The sequence below is a fragment of the Streptomyces sp. MMBL 11-1 genome, from assembly GCF_028622875.1.
Lineage (GTDB): Bacteria > Actinomycetota > Actinomycetes > Streptomycetales > Streptomycetaceae > Streptomyces.
In genome coordinates this window covers 1,692,405-1,709,568 of record NZ_CP117709.1, presented here as the reverse complement: position 1 = coordinate 1,709,568, position 17,164 = coordinate 1,692,405, and the positions used below count along the sequence as shown (strand labels likewise).

The window sequence follows — 17,164 nt, the reverse complement described above, 5'->3', positions numbered from 1 at the left end:
GCTGCCCGGGCCCCTTTGCCCTCAAGCGCCGGGCGGGCTGGGTTTTGGGGCGGGGCCCCCGAGGGGGTACGCGGAAGGGCCCGCCGGAATCAGGTCCGGCGGGCCCTCTGGTCCTGCGGGCTACCGCTACCGCTACCGCTTGCGCAGGCGGAACGTCAGCGCCAGGCCCTCGTCCTCGAACACCTCGCCGTACGTCTCGTCCGCCTCGCCCTCCGCGTAGTCCAGGGCGAGCACCTCCTCGGAGATCAGCGGGGCGTGCTCGGTGAGGGCTTCCACCGTTGCCGGGGACGTCGAGGTCCAGCGGACGGCGATGCGGTCCGCGACGTCCAGCCCGCTGTTCTTGCGGGCCTCCTGGATCAGGCGGATCGCGTCACGGGCCAGGCCCGCGCGGCGCAGTTCCGGGGTGATCTCCAGGTCCAGGGCGACGGTCGCGCCCGCGTCCGAGGCGACCGACCAGCCCTCGCGCGGGGTCTCCGTGATGATGACCTCGTCGGGGGAGAGGGTGATCTGCTCGCCGTCGACCTCCACCGAGGCCGTGCCCTCGCGCAGGGCCAGGGACAGGGCGGCCGCGTCCGTGTTCGCCACCGCCTTGGCCACCGCCTGGACGCCCTTGCCGAACCGCTTGCCCAGGGCGCGGAAGTTGGCCTTCGCCGTCGTGTCGACCAGGGAGCCGCCCACCTCCGAGAGCGAGGCGAGCGAGGTGACGTTCAGCTCCTCCGTGATCTGGGCGCGCAGCTCGGCGGAGAGGCCATCGAAGCCTGCCGCCGCCACCAGCGCGCGCGACAGCGGCTGACGGGTCTTCACACCCGACTCGGCGCGCGTGGCCCGGCCCAGCTCCACCAGGCGGCGCACCAGCGCCATCTGCGTGGAGAGCGTCGGGTCGATCGCCGAGAGGTCGGCCTTCGGCCACGTCGACAGGTGGACCGACTCCGGGGCGTCCGGGGTCACCGGCGCCACCAGGTCCTGCCAGACCCGCTCCGTGATGAACGGGGTCAGAGGGGCCATCAGCCGGGTCACCGTCTCGACGACCTCGTGCAGCGTGCGCAGCGCCGCCTTGTCACCCTGCCAGAAACGGCGGCGCGAGCGGCGTACGTACCAGTTGGAGAGGTCGTCCACGAACGCCGAGAGCAGCTTGCCCGCGCGCTGGGTGTCGTAGCCCTCCATCGCGACGGTCATCTGGTCGACCAGCGCGTTCAGTTCGCTCAGCAGCCAGCGGTCCAGGACCGTTCGGTCCGCCGGGGCCGGGTCGGCGGCCGACGGGGACCAGCCCGACGTGCGCGCGTACAGGGCCTGGAAGGCGACCGTGTTCCAGTAGGTGAGGAGCGTCTTGCGGACGACCTCCTGGATCGTGCCGTGGCCCACGCGCCGTGCCGCCCAGGGGGAGCCGCCCGCCGCCATGAACCACCGCACCGCGTCCGCCCCGTGCTGGTCCATCAGCGGGATCGGCTGGAGGATGTTCCCCAGGTGCTTGGACATCTTGCGGCCGTCCTCGGCGAGGATGTGGCCCAGGCAGACGACGTTCTCGTAACTCGACTTGTCGAAGACCAGGGTGCCGACCGCCATCAGCGTGTAGAACCAGCCGCGGGTCTGGTCGATGGCCTCCGAGATGAACTGCGCGGGGTAGCGGCTCTCGAAGACCTCCTTGTTCTTGTACGGGTAGCCCCACTGCGCGAACGGCATCGAACCCGAGTCGTACCAGGCGTCGATGACCTCCGGGACGCGGTACGCCTCCAGCTGGCAGTTCTCGTGCGAGCAGGTGAAGGTGATCTCGTCGATGAACGGGCGGTGGGGGTCGAGCTCCGACTGGTCGGCGCCCGTCAGTTCCGTCAGTTCGGCGCGCGAACCCACGCAGGTGAGGTGATTGTCCTCGCAGCGCCAGATGGGCAGCGGGGTGCCCCAGTAGCGGTTACGGGAGAGCGCCCAGTCGACGTTGTTGTTCAGCCAGTCGCCGAAGCGGCCGGTCTTGACCGAGTCCGGGAACCAGTTGGTCTTCTCGTTCTCCTCAAGGAGCCGGTCCTTGACCGCCGTCGTCCTGATGTACCAGGAGGGCTGCGCGTAGTAGAGCAGCGCGGTGTGGCAGCGCCAGCAGTGCGGGTAGCTGTGCTCGTAGGGGACGTGGCGGAAGAGCTTGCCGCGCGCGTCCAGGTCCGCGGTGAGCGCCTCGTCGGCCTTCTTGAAGAAGACGCCCCCGACCAGGGGGAGATCCTCCTCGAAGGTGCCGTCGGGGCGGACCGGGTTGACCACCGGGAGTCCGTAGGAGCGGCAGACCACGAGGTCGTCGGCGCCGAACGCGGGGGACTGGTGGACCAGACCCGTACCGTCCTCGGTCGTGACGTACTCGGCGTTGACGACGTAGTGCGCTTCGGACGGGAAGTCGACCAGGGTGAAGGGGCGCTCGTAGGTCCAGCGCTCCATCTCCGCGCCGGTGAACGACTGGCCGGTGGTCTCCCAGCCCTCGCCCAGTGCCTTCTCCAGGAGCGGCTCGGCGACGACGAGCTTCTCCTCGCCGTTCGTCGCGACGACGTAGCGGACCTCGGGGTGCGCGGCGACCGCCGTGTTGGAGACCAGCGTCCACGGCGTGGTCGTCCAGACGAGGAGCGCCGCCTCGCCGGCCAGGGGGCCGGAGGTCAGGGGGAAGCGGACGAAGACCGAGGGGTCGACGACCGTCTCGTACCCCTGGGCCAGCTCGTGGTCGGACAGGCCCGTGCCGCAGCGCGGGCACCAGGGGGCGACGCGGTGGTCCTGGACCAGCAGGTCCTTGTTGAAGATCTCCTTGAGCGACCACCAGACGGAGTCCACGTACTCCGGGTCCATGGTGCGGTACGCGTCGTCCAGGTCGACCCAGTAGCCCATGCGGGTCGTCAGCTCGGCGAACGCGTCGGTGTGCCGGGTCACCGACTCACGGCACTTGGCGTTGAACTCGGCGATGCCGTACGCCTCGATGTCCTTCTTGCCGTTGAAGCCCAGCTCCTTCTCGACCGCGAGCTCGACCGGCAGGCCGTGGCAGTCCCAGCCGGCCTTGCGGCCGACGTGGTAGCCCTGCATCGTGCGGAAGCGGGGGAAGACGTCCTTGAAGACGCGGGCCTCGATGTGGTGGGCGCCGGGCATGCCGTTGGCGGTGGGCGGGCCCTCGTAGAAGACCCACTCGGGGCGGCCCTCGGACTGGTCGAGGCTCTTGGCGAAGATCTTGCTCTCGCGCCAGAAGTCGAGCACGGCGTGCTCGAGCGCGGGCAGGTCGACCTGGGCGGGTACCTGGCGGTACTGCGGCGATGTCATGTGCGGCTTCCTCCGGCGGACGTCTTCCACTTCCGTCGGAGGGACGAGAGCGTCTCGGCTCCCGCGGTACCACCCTCCTTGGCCCCGGGCACAGGCCCGTGGCCCCCTCATTGGGGTCGCGACGCCGGGTCTAGTGGCCCTGCGCCGTTGGGCGGAGCCCACGGTCGCAAGGCGTTCTTCCGGCGGCTCCGGGGTGATCTTCACGACGCGCTCGCCCCCGGGCTCCCACCGTCCCCGGGTCGCTGCTGGCTGCGTACGGCGCTACTCGTCCCATCCAAGCCTCTCGCTGGGCTCAGTGTACGGGCCCGTACGGGCGACGGCCGACCGGTTATCACCGGCGCGTGGGTGTGACCCGAGTGGCGGGACGGGGTACAAGGACTTCCCGGCGGGGCCCGGGGAGCCGGATTACCGGGCGGGGAGCAGGGAACAACGGAGGCAGGCGCGCCGCGACCGGACAGGGGGAGGGGCGAGAGGGCGGCGTGCCCCGTTGCCGCGGGGCTGGAGTCGATTTATCGTCCCAGCACGATTCGCGAGCAAGATCACAATATGTGAAGGGGCCGCGGCCATGGTGGCGAAGAAGACGGCGGAAGAGACCGTGGCCGAGCGTGACGGCGCCCACGCGTCACCGGCCGAGCAGGCGCCCGCGCCCGCGGAGAGTGCGGCGAAGAAGGCCGCCGCCAAGAAGAGCACCACCAAGAGCACCACCAAGAAGAGCACCGCCAGGAAGACGACGGCGGCGGCCAGGAAGGCGACGGCGAAGAAGGCCGCCGCCAGGAAGAGCACCGCCGAGAAGGCGTCGGAAAAGGGCGCGGCGGCGGCCACGGAGGCGGCTCGGGCCGCCGAGCAGACGGGAGCCCACACGGTGGTAGCCAAGAAGAGCGCGAGTCGTCACGCAGCAGGCGCACAGGCCACGGCCCCCGTGCCGCCGGCCCGCGCCGCCGCCCCCGAGGAGCTGGCCGTCCGGCCCGGGGAGGACCCCTGGACGCCCGAGGAGGTCACCGAGGCGCGCACCCTGCTGACGAGCGAGACACTGCGGCTCCGCAGCGAGCTGGAGGCCTCCGGCGCGGCGCTCGCCGGGCTGATGCGGGACTCCGGCGACGGCGCGGGCGACGACGAGGCCGACACCGGCACCAAGAACATCACCCGCGAGCACGAGCTGTCGCTGGCCGCCCACGCCCAGGAGACGCTGGAGCAGACCGAGCGGGCGCTCGCCCGGCTGGAGGCGGGGACGTACGGGCTCTGCGAGGTCTGCGGCAAACCGATCGGCAAGGCGCGGATGCAGGCCTTCCCCCGGGCCACCCTGTGCGTCGAGGACAAGCAGAAGCAGGAGCGGCGCGGCTGACCCGCGCGGGTGTGTCGTACCCTCATCCTCAGGCAGGCACCTAGGTTGAGGGACTCACGTGGCAGAGGCGGAGCGCATCATCGGTACGCCGGAAGATCCCGATGCCGAGGGCACGGACGAAGGCGGCAGCACGGCCGCCGACGCGGCCGTGAACGCGGGCCGGGGCAAGCGGAGGGTCCTCGTTCTCCTGAGTGTGGCCGTCGTGGCCTACCTGCTGGACCTGGTCACCAAGATGATCGTGGTCGCGAAGCTGGAGCATCAGCCGCCGATCGACATCATCGGCGACTGGCTGCAGTTCCGGGCGATCCGGAACGCGGGCGCCGCGTTCGGGTTCGGCGAGGCGTTCACGGTGATCTTCACCATCATCGCCGCCGGCGTGATCGTGGTGATCGTCCGGCTGGCCCGCAAGCTCTACAGCCTGCCGTGGGCCATCGCCCTGGGTCTGCTCCTGGGCGGTGCGCTCGGCAACCTCACCGACCGGCTCTTCCGGGCGCCCGGTGTGTTCGAGGGCGCGGTGGTGGACTTCATCGCCCCCAAGCACTTCGCCGTCTTCAACCTCGCCGACTCCGCCATCGTGTGCGGCGGCATCCTCATCGTGATCCTCTCCTTCAAGGGTCTGGACCCCGACGGGACCGTGCACAAGGACTGACCGCCCGGCGCGGAGAGCGTTCCGCGCAAGGCATACTCGACAGGTGAGTACGCACCCCGAGATCCGCACCCTGCCCGTACCGGACGGCCTGGAAGGCGAGCGCGTCGACGCCGCCATCTCCCGGATGTTCGGTTTCTCCCGCACCAAGGCCGCCGAGCTGGCCGCTGCCGGGAAGGTCCAGGTGGACGGTTCGGTGGCCGGGAAGTCCGAGCGGGTCCACGGGGGCGCCTGGCTGGAAGTGGAGATGCCGGGGGCGCCCGCTCCCGTCCAGATCGTCGCCGAGCCCGTCGAAGGCATGGAGATCGTCCATGACGACGACGACATCGTCGTCATCATGAAGCCGGTCGGCGTCGCCGCCCACCCCAGCCCCGGCTGGACCGGCACCACCGTCATCGGCGGCCTCGCCGCCGCCGGCTACCGGATCTCGACGTCCGGAGCCGCCGAGCGCCAGGGCATCGTCCACCGCCTCGACGTCGGCACCTCCGGCCTGATGGTCGTCGCCAAGTCCGAGCGCGCCTACACCCTGCTCAAGGCCCAGTTCCGCGACCGGGTCGTCGACAAGAAGTACCACGCCCTCGTCCAGGGCCACCCGGACCCGATGAGCGGCACCATCGACGCCCCCATCGGGCGTCACCCCAACCACGACTACAAGTGGGCGGTCACCGCCGAGGGCAAGCCGTCGGTGACCCACTACGACCTGATCGAGGCCTACCGCGCCGCCAGCCTCCTCGACATCAAGCTGGAGACCGGGCGCACCCACCAGATCCGGGTCCACATGTCCGCCCACCGCCACCCCTGCGTCGGCGACCTGACCTACGGCGCGGACCCGACCCTGGCCAAGCGCCTCGGGCTGACCCGCCAGTGGCTGCACGCCGTGCGCCTGGGCTTCGAGCACCCGAGCGACGGCAGTTGGGTGGAGTTCGCCAGCACCTACCCGGCCGACCTCCAGCACGCCCTCGACACCATCGCCGCGGAGAGCCAGTGAGCTCCGCCCCCTCCTCGTACAGCACCCGCAGGGCCGTCGAGGAGAGCGACCTCCAAGCCTGCTTCCAGGTGCGCAAGGAGGTCTTCGTCGGCGAGCAGAACGTGCCCGAAGAGCTGGAGTACGACGCCCACGACGCGACCGCGGCGCATGTCCTGGCGGTCGCGGCGGACGGCACAGCGCTCGGCACGGGGCGGCTGCTGCACGGCGCCGACGCGGCCGGGAAGACCGGCGGCGACCCGTCCGTCGGATCGCTCGGCCGGCTCGCCGTGAGCCGGGAGGCCCGCGGCCTCGGGGTCGGCGCGGCCCTCGTACGGGCCATCGAGGACGAGGCGCGGGCGCTGGGCCTGGCCGCCGTCGACCTGCACGCACAGACGCACGCCCTCGGCTTCTACGAGCGGCTCGGATACGTCGCGTACGGACCCGAGTTCCCCGACGCGGGCATGCCGCACCGGGCCATGCGGCGGGAGATCCGCCCGGCCTGAGCGCCGGACAACGGAGGGTATCGGCCGAATCACGCGTTTCGCGTGGCAGGGTGGGGGCCTTGGTCGGCCGCTCGTGGTGTGCCGGAACCGCCCGCTCCGGAAGGCGCCTCGTGGAACAGATGTCCCTCCTGCTCCTGCTGCTGCTCGGCGCCGTGGTCACGGTGCCGCTCGGCGACCGGCTGAGGCTCCCCGCGCCGGTTCTGATGACGCTCATCGGCGTCGCGATGGCGTTCATGCCGTTCGTGCCGAATGTCGACATCCCGCCGGAGATCATCCTCCCCGCGCTGCTGCCGCCGCTGCTCTACGCCTCCGTGCAGCGCACCTCCTGGCGGCAGTTCGCCGCCAACAGACGCCCGATCTTCCTGCTGGCCGTGGCCCTCGTCTTCGTCACCACCGCCGCCGTCGCCGCGGTCGCGGGCTCGATCGTGCCGGGGCTGCCCATCGCCGCAGCCGTCGCCCTCGGCGCGCTCGTCGCCCCGCCCGACCCGGTCGCGGCGACGGCGGTGGCGGGCTCCGTGGGGCTGCCGCGCCGGCTGGTGTCGATCCTGGAGGGCGAGGGGCTCTTCAACGACGTGACCGCCATCGTGCTCTACCACGTGGCCGTCGCCGCCGCCGTCAGCGGCACCTTCTCGCTCCCCGAGGCCTTCGGCCTGCTGGTCCTCTCCGCCGTCGTCGCGGTGGCCGTCGGCCTCGCGCTCGGCTGGCTCACCATCAAACTGATGGGCCTGCTGGGCGACGCCACCCTCCAGGTCGGCCTGACCCTGCTGGTGCCGTTCGTCTCCTACGCCCTCGCGGAGGAGCTGATGGGCTCCGGCGTGCTGGCCGTGCTGACCGTCGCGCTGTTCCTCGCCGAGCACACCGCGGACGCCGACGACGTGCTGGGCCGGCTCACCGGACGTACCTTCTGGGACATCGTCGACACCCTGGTCACCGGTGTGGCCTTCGGGCTGATCGGCCTGGAGCTGCACGGCGTGTTCGGCACCGCCGACGGGCGCGCCCCGGAGATGGCCGGCTGGGGGCTCGCGATTGTCGCCGTCGTCGTCGGCGTACGGCTGCTGTGGCTGCTGCCCGCGACCTGGCTGGCCAAGAAGCTGCACGCCCGACGCGACGTCAGCGAGGACATCCCCACCAGCTGGCGGGAGACCGTCGTGATGTGGTGGGCCGGGATGCGCGGGGTGGCCTCCGTCGCTCTGGCGCTGGCGATCCCGCTGGAGACCGACGACGGGCAGCCCTTCCCCGGCCGCGAGGAGATCATCTTCATCGCGTTCGCCGTGATCATGGCCACGCTGGTCTTCCAGGGGCTCACCCTGCCCTGGCTGGTGCGCAAGCTCCGGGTCCGGGCCGACACCGCCGCCGAGGAGTCACTGGAGCGGGAGCTCGCGATCCGGGCCGCCAGGGCCGCCAAGTACCGCCTCAAGGAGATCCAGGACGCCGAGGAGTTCCCCGAGGAGGTCCTGGAGCGGCTGCAGCGCGCCGCGTACGACATCGGGGCCCGGATCAGCCCGGACATGGTCGACGAGGAGCGCCGCGAGGCCTACGCCAAGCGCGCCGAGCGCTTCAAGGCGGTCGGCCGTGTCCAGCGCGAGATGATGTCGGCCGCCCGCCACGAGGTGCTGTCCGCGCGCAGCGAGCCCGGCTCCGACCCGGAGGTCGTGGACCGGGTGCTGCGGTATCTGGACGTCCGCTCGCTGCGCTGAAGGCCGTCGCGGGGCGGCCTCAGCCGCGGCCCGTGCGCGGGGCCTTGGAGTCGTCCCCCTCGGCGGGCGGCACCGTCCGATCACGGCCCGCCCGGCCTCCCGCCCCCGTCGGCTCCGCCCACTGCTCGCCCGGCGGCGGTACGGCGGGCCCGGTGGCGATCCGCGGCAGCGCGTACGGATGGTGATCGCGCAGCCAGCCGATCAGCTGCTCACGCACCGCGCAGCGCACCGTCCAGATGTCGTCCGCGTCCTTCGCCGTGACCACCGCCCGCACCTGGATCGTGGACGGCGTCGTGTCCGTGACGGCCAGCGACCAGTCCCGGCCGTCCCAGGCGGCGATGTCCCCGAGGAGGTCCCGCAGCTTCTCCCGCATCGCGGCGACCGGAGCGGAGTGGTCGAGGTGGAAGAAGACCGTGCCCGTCATCTGCGCCCCGCCGCGCGACCAGTTCTCGAACGGCTTGCTGGTGAAGTACGAGACCGGCATCGTGATCCGCCGCTCGTCCCAGGTCCGTACCGACAGGAACGTCAGGGTGATCTCGTCGATCGTGCCCCACTCGCCGTCCACCACCACGGTGTCGCCGAGCCGCACCATGTCGCCGAACGCGATCTGGAATCCGGCGAAGAGATTGCCGAGCGTCGACTGGGCGGCGACACCCGCGACGATGCCGAGCAGACCGGCCGAGGCGAGCATCGACGTGCCGACCGCCCGCATCGGCGGGAACGTCAGCAGCATCGCCGCGATGGCGACCACCGTCACCACCGCGATGACCACCCGCTGGATCAGCGTGACCTGCGTACGGACCCGGCGGACCCGGGCCGGGTCGCGGCTGCCCGTCGCGTACCGGGCGTAGCTTGCCTCCACGACCGTCGCCGCGACCCGCACCACCAGCCAGGCGGAAGCGCCGATCAGCACCAGGGTCAGCACCTGGCCGATCCCGGCCCGGTGGTCCCACACCCAGGAGACACCCATCTGGCGGTAGCTGCCGCGCAGCAGCGCCGTGATGATCACCACCTGGAGCGGAGGCCGGCAGCGTCGCAGCAGCCCCCACAGCGGGGTCTCGTGGTGACGGCTGTCGGCCCGCCGTAGCAGCCGGTCGACCAGCCAGCCGACCAGCAGGGTGATCACCACGGAACCGCCGATGACGATCAGCGGGCGCAGCACGCTCTCCATTCCCTCGTCCTCCAAGCTGTAGGGCAGCCACCAGGGCACAAATGGCACCATGGGCCTCATGAACATCATGCTTTTCCACTCGACGTACGGGCTCCGGCCCGCCGTGCACGCCGCGGCCGCGCGCCTCCGGGACGCCGGCCACGAGGTGCGCGTGCCCGATCTGTTCGAGGGGCACACCTTTGACACGGTGGAAGAGGGCATGGCCTACCAGGACGAGGTCGGCAAGGAGGAGCTGCTGAAGCGCGCCGTGCTGGCCGCCGCGCCCTACTCCGACCAGGGGCTCGTCTACGCCGGCTTCTCCCTCGGGGCGGCGACCGCGCAGACCCTGGCGCTCGGCGACGCGAAGGCGCGCGGGCTGCTGCTGTTCCACGGCACCTCGGACATCGCCGAGAACGCCTCGGTGGACGAACTCCCCGTCCAGCTGCACGTCGCGGACCCGGACCCCTTCGAGTCCCACGACTGGCTCAACAGCTGGTACCTGCAGATGCAGCGCACCGGCGCGGACGTCGAGGTCTACCGCTACCCCGGGGCCGGGCACCTGTTCACCGACCCCGATCTGCACGACTTCGACCAGGCGGCCGCCGACCAGACCTGGAAGGTCGCGCTCGGCTTCCTGGCCACCCTGTAGAGGGCGCGGCACCCGGCGCACCGGGCGGTCGGCCCGCCCGGTGCGTCCGGTGCGCCGGGTGCCGCGGCAAGCGGGGGCCTCAGGCCTTGAGCGCCTTGTCGAGGGCCTTCGTGAACTCGTCGGCCGTCATCGGGGCGTTCTCGCTGCCCTCGGCCGTGACCTTCTTGCCGTCCATCTTCAGCGTCGGCGTGCCCTGCACCCCGCTCTTGTCGAACGACTCGGACATCTTCATGGCCCAGGCGTCGTACGTGCCGTCCTCGACGTCCTTCTGGAAGTCCTTGTTCCCCTTCAGCGCGTCGACCGAGTCCGCGACCTCGATCAGATAGCTGTCCTCGGCGAACTTGTCGTCGCTCTCCTCGGGGTGGAACTTCGCCGAGTACAGCGCGGCCTTGTACTCCATGAACGCCTCGGGGCTCACGTCCAGCGCCGCACCGAGCGCGCTCAGGGCGTTCTTGGAGCCCTCGCCGTTGTCGGTGTTGTCGATGAAGGTCGCGCCGACGTACCGGACCTTGTACTTGCCGGCCTCGACGTCCTTCGAGACGGTCTCGCCGACGCCCTGCTCGAACGTGGCGCAGACCGGGCAGCGCGAGTCCTCGTACAGCTCCAGGGTCTTCTTCGCGCTCGACTTGCCGATCACCACGGTGGTGCCGTCGTCGCCGGAGGTGTTCTTCGGCGCGGTGACGTTCTTCGCGTCCGCGGCCGCCTCCCAGGCGTCCGGCTTGTTCAGCTGCGTCACCCCGTAGCTGATGCCGCCGACCACGGCGAGGGCCGCGACGACCGAGGCGGCCACGACGAGCTGCTTGCGGGTCCTGTCCTTCTTGGCCTGGGCCTCGCGCTCGGCGCGCAGCCGCTCGCGGGCCGCTGCCTTGTTCGCCTGGGTGTTGCGCTTGCTCATGATCGTTCTCCGTGAGTACGTGTGTGGGGGAGGGGCGGTGCTGCCGTCGTCGTGCCGTCGTGCCCGTGTCAGGCAGCGGCGTACGTCGCGAGCGGCGGGCCCCTGAGTCCCACGCAGTGCACGAGGAAGCGGGCGGTCAGCGGCGGATGCGGACGCCCGGCGGGCCGGGAGCGGCGGGCCGCGGCCCGGGCGCCCGAGCGCACCACGGCGACCGCTACCAGCAGCGGCCGGAACGCCAGCAGGGCCGCCGCGCGCAGCAGCCCGGCCAGGGCCGCCTCGCCGCGTCGCAGCCAGGCCGCGGCGAGCAGCCCGACCGCCACATGCGCGACGAGCAGCAGCCAGGGCACGGCCGGTCCCGGCTGCGCCAGCAGCGCCGCCGCGCGGTCGCCCGCTCCGGCCACCTCGGCCAGCGGGGTGCCCACCGCGCCGACGCCCGCGATCCGGGCCCCGCCGACCCCTACCTCGCCGCCGCAGAGGACGTCGAAGCCCACCGCGCGCAGCGTGCCCGCGACCGGACCGCCGGCCGCCCCGTAACAGAGGTGCTGGCCCGTGGTGAAGAGGGTGTCGGCGGCCAGCTCCAGCGGGACCAGCAGGCCCGCGATCGCCCCGAAGCCGCGCTCCCGGCCGGCCAGCGCGTACGCCACCGCGAAGACCGCGGCGGCCAGCAGCGCGACCGCGGTCAGCGGCAGCGGGACCCGGGAGAGCAGCACATGGGACGCCGTGGACAGGGTGACGGCGAGCGCGGTGAAGACCGCCGCGCGCGCGACCCTGAGCTGCGTCCCTGAGATGTCCATCGCCGGAAAGTGTGTCATGCGCCGAGGTAAGCGGACCTTAAAAGAGGCTGAGAGTCCCCGCCCGGGGCCCTTGGGCCCGGGGCCCCTACAGCCCCGGGATCCGGCCGTTGCGGAAGAGGTCCACGAAGATCTGGTGGTCCGCGCGGGCCCTCGCCCCGTAGCTGTGGGCGAAGTCGACGAGCATCGGAGCGAAGCCCTCCTCGTCGGCCGCGATGGCCGCGTCGATCGCCCGCTCGGTGGAGAACGGCACCAGCGAGTGCCCGCTCTCGTCGTCGGCGGCCGCGTGCATCGTGGCCGTGGCCCGGCCCAGATCCGCGACGACCGCCGCGATCTCGTCCGCCTCGTCGATGTCGGACCAGTCCAGATCGACCGCGTACGGCGAGACCTCGGCGACCAGCTGACCCGAGCCGTCCAGCTCGGTCCAGCCCAGCCACGGGTCCGCGTGCGCCTGCAGCGCGCGCTGCGAGATCACCGTGCGGTGCCCCTCGTGCTGGAAGTACTCCCGCACGGCGGCGTCCGTGATGTGGTGGGAGACCGCCGGGGTCTGCGCCTGCTTGAGGTAGATCACCACGTCGTTCTCCAGGGCGTCGCTGTTGCCCTCCAGGAGGATGTTGTACGAGGGCAGCCCGGCGGACCCTATGCCGATGCCCCGGCGGCCCACCACGTCCTTGACCCGGTAGGAGTCGGGACGGGTCAGGCTCGACTCCGGCAGCGTCTCCAGATAGCCGTCGAACGCGGCCAGCACCTTGTAGCGCGTCGCGGCGTCCAGGTCGATCGACCCGCCACCGTCCGCGAACCGGCGCTCGAAGTCCCGGATCACCGTCATCGAGTCCAGCAGCGAGAAACGCGTGCGCGACCGGGCGGCGCGCAGCGCGCCCAGCAGCGGACCGTCCGCGGTGTCCAGCGTGAACGGCGGCACCTCGTCGTTCTTCGCGCCCGTCGCCAGCGCGTGGATCCGCTCGCGGTAGGAGAGGGCGAAGATCGTCACCAGCTCGCTGATCTGCTCGTCGGCCAGCGCCTTCGCGTAGCCGATCAGCGCCACGGAGGCGGCGAAGCGCTTCAGGTCCCAGGTGAAGGGGCCCACGTACGCCTCGTCGAAGTCGTTGACGTTGAAGACGAGGCGGCCGTTGGCGTCCATGTAGGTGCCGAAGTTCTCCGCGTGGAGATCGCCGTGGATCCACACCCGGCCCGTGCGCTCGTCCAGGAACGGGCCGCCGTGCCGCTCCCGCTCCAGGTCGCCGTAGAACAGGCAGGCCGTGCCCCGGTAGAAGGCGAAGGCCGAGCCCGCCATCTTGCGGAACTTGACCCGGAAGGCGGCCGGGTCGGCGGCCAGCAGCTCCCCGAAGGCGGTGTCGAAAACGGCGAGAATCTGCTCCCCGCGCCGCGCTGCGCCGGTCTGCGTTTCCGACATTTCTTGCTGCCTCCTGCTGTAGCTGCCGTGTCTGGCCGAACCGTGGGCCCACGTGACCACGTCATGACTGAGCGCATGACAAAACGGACAGGTGTTCCGCCCTCTCCAACGCTCGGCGGGAGCCGGGAGTGCCCGTCGTCCGACTCCGTCACGTCGTAGACTTCCACGCTGTCCCCCCGTCCGTCATCGCCCGACATCCCGGAGGCCCGACGCCGTGACCAAGCCGCCCTTCACGCACCTGCACGTGCACACCCAGTACTCGCTGCTGGACGGTGCGGCGCGGCTCAAGGACATGTTCGAGGCCTGCAACGAGATGGGCATGTCGCACATCGCGATGACCGACCACGGCAACCTCCACGGGGCCTACGACTTCTTCCACTCGGCGACCAAGGCGGGCGTCACGCCGATCATCGGCATCGAGGCGTATGTCGCCCCGGAGTCGCGCAAACACAAGCGCAAGGTGCAGTGGGGGCAGCCGCACCAGAAGCGCGACGATGTGTCCGGATCCGGTGGTTACACCCACAAGACGATCTGGGCGTCCAACAAGACCGGGCTGCACAACCTCTTCCGGCTCTCCTCCGACGCGTACGCCGAGGGCTGGCTCCAGAAGTGGCCCCGGATGGACAAGGAGACCATCTCCCAGTGGTCCGAGGGCCTCATCGCCTCCACCGGCTGCCCCTCCGGCGAGGTGCAGACCCGGCTGCGGCTCGGCCAGTTCGACGAGGCGGTCCAGGCGGCCTCCGACTACAAGGACATCTTCGGGGCGGACAAGTACTTCCTGGAGCTGATGGACCACGGCATCGAGATCGAGCGCCGGGTCCGCGACGGGCTGCTGGAGATCGGCAAGAAGCTCGACATCCCGCCGCTCGTGACGAACGACTCCCACTACACGTACGCCCACGAGGCCACCGCCCACGACGCCCTGCTCTGCATCCAGACCGGCAAGAACCTCTCGGACCCCGACCGCTTCCGCTTCGACGGCACCGGCTACTACCTCAAGACGACGGACGAGATGTACGCCGTCGACTCCTCCGACGCCTGGCAGCAGGGCTGCGCCAACACGCTCCTGGTCGCCCAGCAGATCGACACCACCGGCATGTTCGAGGCGAAGAACCTCATGCCGAAGTTCGAGATCCCGGACGGCTTCACGGAGATCACCTGGTTCCAGGAGGAGGTCCGGGTCGGCATGGCCCGCCGCTTCCCGAACGGTGTCCCCGACGACCGGCAGAAGCAGGTCGAGTACGAGATGGACATCATCATCCAGATGGGGTTCCCGGGGTACTTCCTGGTCGTCGCCGACTTCATCATGTGGGCCAAGAACAACGGCATCGCGGTCGGCCCCGGCCGAGGCTCCGCCGCCGGTTCCATCGTGGCGTACGCGATGGGCATCACCGACCTCGACCCGATCGAGCACGGGCTGATCTTCGAGCGGTTCCTCAACCCCGAGCGCGTCTCCATGCCCGACGTCGACATCGACTTCGACGAGCGCCGGCGCGTCGAGGTGATCCGGTACGTGACCGAGAAGTACGGCGCCGACAAGGTCGCCATGATCGGCACCTACGGCAAGATCAAGGCCAAGAACGCGATCAAGGACTCCGCCCGCGTCCTCGGCTACCCGTACGCGATGGGCGACCGGCTCACCAAGGCCATGCCCGCCGACGTCCTCGGCAAGGGCATCGACCTCAACGGCATCACCGACCCCAAGCACCCGCGCTACAGCGAGGCGGGCGAGATCCGGGGGATGTACGAGAGCGAACCGGACGTCAAGAAGGTCATCGACACCGCCAAGGGCGTCGAGGGCCTCGTCCGGCAGATGGGCGTGCACGCCGCAGGCGTCATCATGTCCAGTGAGCCGATCGTCGACCACGCGCCGCTCTGGACGCGGCACACCGACGGCGTCACCATCACGCAGTGGGACTACCCGCAGTGCGAGTCGCTCGGCCTGCTGAAGATGGACTTCCTCGGCCTGCGCAACCTGACGATCATGGACGACGCCATCAAGATGGTGAAGTCCAACAAGGGCATCGACCTGGAGATGCTCTCCCTCCCGCTGGACGACCCCAAGACGTACGAACTGCTCTGCCGCGGCGACACGCTCGGCGTCTTCCAGTTCGACGGCGGGCCCATGCGTTCCCTGCTGCGCCAGATGCAGCCCGACAACTTCGAGGACATCTCCGCCGTCTCGGCCCTCTACCGGCCGGGCCCGATGGGCATGAACTCGCACACGAACTACGCGGAGCGCAAGAACGGCCGCCAGGAGATCACCCCGATCCACCCGGAGCTGGAGGAGCCCCTCAAGGAGGTCCTCGGCCTCACCTACGGCCTGATCGTCTACCAGGAGCAGGTCCAGAAGGCCGCCCAGATCGTCGCCGGGTACTCGCTCGGCGAGGCCGACATCCTGCGCCGCGTGATGGGCAAGAAGAAGCCCGAGGAGCTGGCGAAGAACTTCGTCCTCTTCGAGAAGGGCGCCAAGGAGAAGGGCTTCTCCGACGCGGCGATCAAGGCGCTGTGGGACGTCCTGGTGCCGTTCGCCGGCTACGCGTTCAACAAGGCGCACTCCTCGGCGTACGGCCTGGTCACCTACTGGACCGCCTACCTCAAGGCGAACTACCCGGCCGAGTACATGGCCGCGCTGCTGACCTCGGTCAAGGACGACAAGGACAAGTCCGCGGTCTACCTCAACGAGTGCCGCCGCATGGGCATCAAGGTGCTCCCGCCCAACGTCAACGAGTCGCTGTCCAACTTCGCCGCCCAGGGCGACGACGTGATCCTCTTCGGCCTGACCGCCATCCGCAACGTCGGCCAGAACGTCGTCGACTCGATCATCCGGTCCCGCAAGGCGAAGGGGAAGTACAGCACCTTCCCCGACTTCCTGGACAAGGTCGAGGCGGTCGTCTGCAACAAGCGCACCGTGGAATCGCTCATCAAGGCCGGCGCGTTCGACGAGATGGGCCACACCCGCAAGGGCCTCGTCGCCCACCACGAGCCGATGATCGACAACGTGGTGCAGGTCAAGCGCAAGGAGGCCGAGGGGCAGTTCGACCTCTTCGGCGGCATGGGCGAGGAGGAGAGCGACGAGCCGGGCTTCGGGCTCGACGTGGAGTTCTCCGACGTCGAGTGGGAGAAGGCCTACCTGCTCGCCCAGGAGCGGGAGATGCTCGGCCTGTACGTCTCCGACCACCCGCTGTTCGGCCTGGAGCACGTGCTGTCCGACAAGGCCGACTCCTCGATCTCCCAGCTGATGAGCGGGGACTACGGCGACGGCGCCATCGTCACCGTCGGCGGCATCATCTCCGGGCTCCAGCGCAAGATGACCAAGCAGGGCAACGCCTGGGCCATCGCCACCGTGGAGGACCTGGCGGGCTCCATCGAGTGCATGTTCTTCCCCGCCACCTACCAGCTGGTCTCCACCCAGCTCGTCGAGGACACCGTCGTCTTCGTGAAGGGGCGCCTCGACAAGCGCGAGGACGTGCCCCGGCTGGTCGCCATGGAGATGCAGGTCCCCGACATCTCCAACGCCGGGACCAACGCGCCCGTCGTCCTCACCATCCCCACCGTGAAGATCACCCCGCCCATGGTCACCCGGCTCGGCGAGGTGCTCAGCCACCACCGGGGCGACACCGAGGTACGCATCAGGCTCCAGGGCCCCCGCAAGACCACGGTGCTCCGGCTCGACCGGCACCGGGTCAAGGCCGACTCGGCTCTCTTCGGGGACCTGAAGGTGCTGCTCGGCCCCGCCTGCCTGGCCGGCTGAGCGGGCGCGCCACCGGCGACGCGAACGGCAGGAGGGGCGCCCCGCACGTGCGGGGCGCCCCTCTCGCTGTCCTCGATGCC

General features: G+C 70.5%; 12 protein-coding genes. 7 read left to right on the top strand and 5 right to left on the bottom strand.

Annotated features, from left to right (window positions below; all coding sequences use genetic code 11):
* Positions 1-132: 132 nt before the first annotated feature.
* Positions 133-3,276, bottom strand: coding sequence for an isoleucine--tRNA ligase (gene ileS / locus PSQ21_RS07265; RefSeq protein WP_274029585.1), 3,144 nt, complete (start codon positions 3,274-3,276; stop codon positions 133-135).
* 565 nt (positions 3,277-3,841) lie between these two features.
* On the opposite strand from ileS, the gene PSQ21_RS07260 reads away from it, so the two are divergent.
* The 5 genes from PSQ21_RS07260 to PSQ21_RS07240 all read left to right on the top strand — a co-directional run bounded on the left by PSQ21_RS07260 (position 3,842) and on the right by PSQ21_RS07240 (position 8,431).
* A complete protein-coding gene (locus PSQ21_RS07260; RefSeq protein ID WP_274029584.1) occupies positions 3,842-4,618 on the top strand; it encodes a TraR/DksA family transcriptional regulator in 777 nt (258 codons plus the stop codon).
* A 58-nt stretch (positions 4,619-4,676) separates the two neighbouring features.
* The gene (lspA, locus tag PSQ21_RS07255) at positions 4,677-5,267 is read left to right on the top strand and encodes a signal peptidase II (RefSeq protein WP_097868819.1); all 591 of its coding nucleotides are present in this window, start codon (positions 4,677-4,679) and stop codon (positions 5,265-5,267) included.
* A 43-nt stretch (positions 5,268-5,310) separates the two neighbouring features.
* A complete protein-coding gene (locus PSQ21_RS07250; protein WP_274029583.1) occupies positions 5,311-6,252 on the top strand; it encodes an RluA family pseudouridine synthase in 942 nt (313 codons plus the stop codon).
* Positions 6,249-6,734 (top strand): GNAT family N-acetyltransferase, encoded by a 486-nt coding sequence (locus PSQ21_RS07245; protein WP_274029582.1) that lies wholly within the window; start codon positions 6,249-6,251, stop codon positions 6,732-6,734. Before PSQ21_RS07250 ends, PSQ21_RS07245 begins: the two co-directional genes overlap by 4 nt.
* A gap of 110 nt (positions 6,735-6,844) precedes the next feature.
* Positions 6,845-8,431, top strand: a complete 1,587-nt coding sequence (locus PSQ21_RS07240; RefSeq protein ID WP_274029581.1) for a Na+/H+ antiporter — start codon at positions 6,845-6,847, stop codon at positions 8,429-8,431.
* A 19-nt stretch (positions 8,432-8,450) separates the two neighbouring features.
* Here the strand turns inward: PSQ21_RS07240 and PSQ21_RS07235 are convergent, their stop codons facing one another.
* Positions 8,451-9,602 (bottom strand): mechanosensitive ion channel family protein, encoded by a 1,152-nt coding sequence (locus tag PSQ21_RS07235; protein ID WP_274035665.1) that lies wholly within the window; start codon positions 9,600-9,602, stop codon positions 8,451-8,453.
* Positions 9,603-9,651: 49 nt separating this feature from the next.
* On the opposite strand from PSQ21_RS07235, the gene PSQ21_RS07230 reads away from it, so the two are divergent.
* Positions 9,652-10,230 carry a dienelactone hydrolase family protein gene (locus tag PSQ21_RS07230; protein WP_274029580.1) on the top strand — a complete coding sequence of 193 codons (579 nt, stop codon included), beginning with the start codon at positions 9,652-9,654 and terminating at the stop codon, positions 10,228-10,230.
* A gap of 79 nt (positions 10,231-10,309) precedes the next feature.
* On the opposite strand, the gene PSQ21_RS07225 is transcribed toward PSQ21_RS07230, so the two are convergent.
* From PSQ21_RS07225 to PSQ21_RS07215, 3 genes are all read right to left on the bottom strand, one after another.
* Complete coding sequence (locus PSQ21_RS07225; RefSeq protein WP_274029579.1) at positions 10,310-11,125, bottom strand: DsbA family protein; 816 nt, start codon at positions 11,123-11,125, stop codon at positions 10,310-10,312.
* A 68-nt stretch (positions 11,126-11,193) separates the two neighbouring features.
* On the bottom strand, positions 11,194-11,919 hold the full coding sequence (locus PSQ21_RS07220) for a hypothetical protein (protein ID WP_274029578.1): 726 nt from the start codon (positions 11,917-11,919) through the stop codon (positions 11,194-11,196).
* An 85-nt stretch (positions 11,920-12,004) separates the two neighbouring features.
* Positions 12,005-13,330, bottom strand: a complete 1,326-nt coding sequence (locus tag PSQ21_RS07215) for a DUF2252 domain-containing protein (protein WP_274029576.1) — start codon at positions 13,328-13,330, stop codon at positions 12,005-12,007.
* 214 nt (positions 13,331-13,544) lie between these two features.
* Here PSQ21_RS07215 and dnaE point away from each other — a divergent pair, with 214 nt between their 5' ends.
* A complete protein-coding gene (dnaE, locus tag PSQ21_RS07210) occupies positions 13,545-17,084 on the top strand; it encodes a DNA polymerase III subunit alpha (protein ID WP_097869062.1) in 3,540 nt (1,179 codons plus the stop codon).
* Positions 17,085-17,164 lie beyond the last annotated feature (80 nt).

Excerpts from the sequence above, each read along its gene's own strand:
- ileS (WP_274029585.1), bottom strand. The coding sequence starts at position 3,276 with ATGACATCGCCGCAGTACCGCCAGGTACCCGCCCAGGTCGACCTGCCC.
- PSQ21_RS07260 (WP_274029584.1), top strand. The coding sequence starts at position 3,842 with ATGGTGGCGAAGAAGACGGCGGAAGAGACCGTGGCCGAGCGTGACGGC.
- PSQ21_RS07235 (WP_274035665.1), bottom strand. The coding sequence starts at position 9,602 with ATGGAGAGCGTGCTGCGCCCGCTGATCGTCATCGGCGGTTCCGTGGTG.
- PSQ21_RS07230 (WP_274029580.1), top strand. The coding sequence starts at position 9,652 with ATGGGCCTCATGAACATCATGCTTTTCCACTCGACGTACGGGCTCCGG.
- PSQ21_RS07225 (WP_274029579.1), bottom strand. The coding sequence starts at position 11,125 with ATGAGCAAGCGCAACACCCAGGCGAACAAGGCAGCGGCCCGCGAGCGG.
- PSQ21_RS07220 (WP_274029578.1), bottom strand. The coding sequence starts at position 11,919 with ATGGACATCTCAGGGACGCAGCTCAGGGTCGCGCGCGCGGCGGTCTTC.
- PSQ21_RS07215 (WP_274029576.1), bottom strand. The coding sequence starts at position 13,330 with ATGTCGGAAACGCAGACCGGCGCAGCGCGGCGCGGGGAGCAGATTCTC.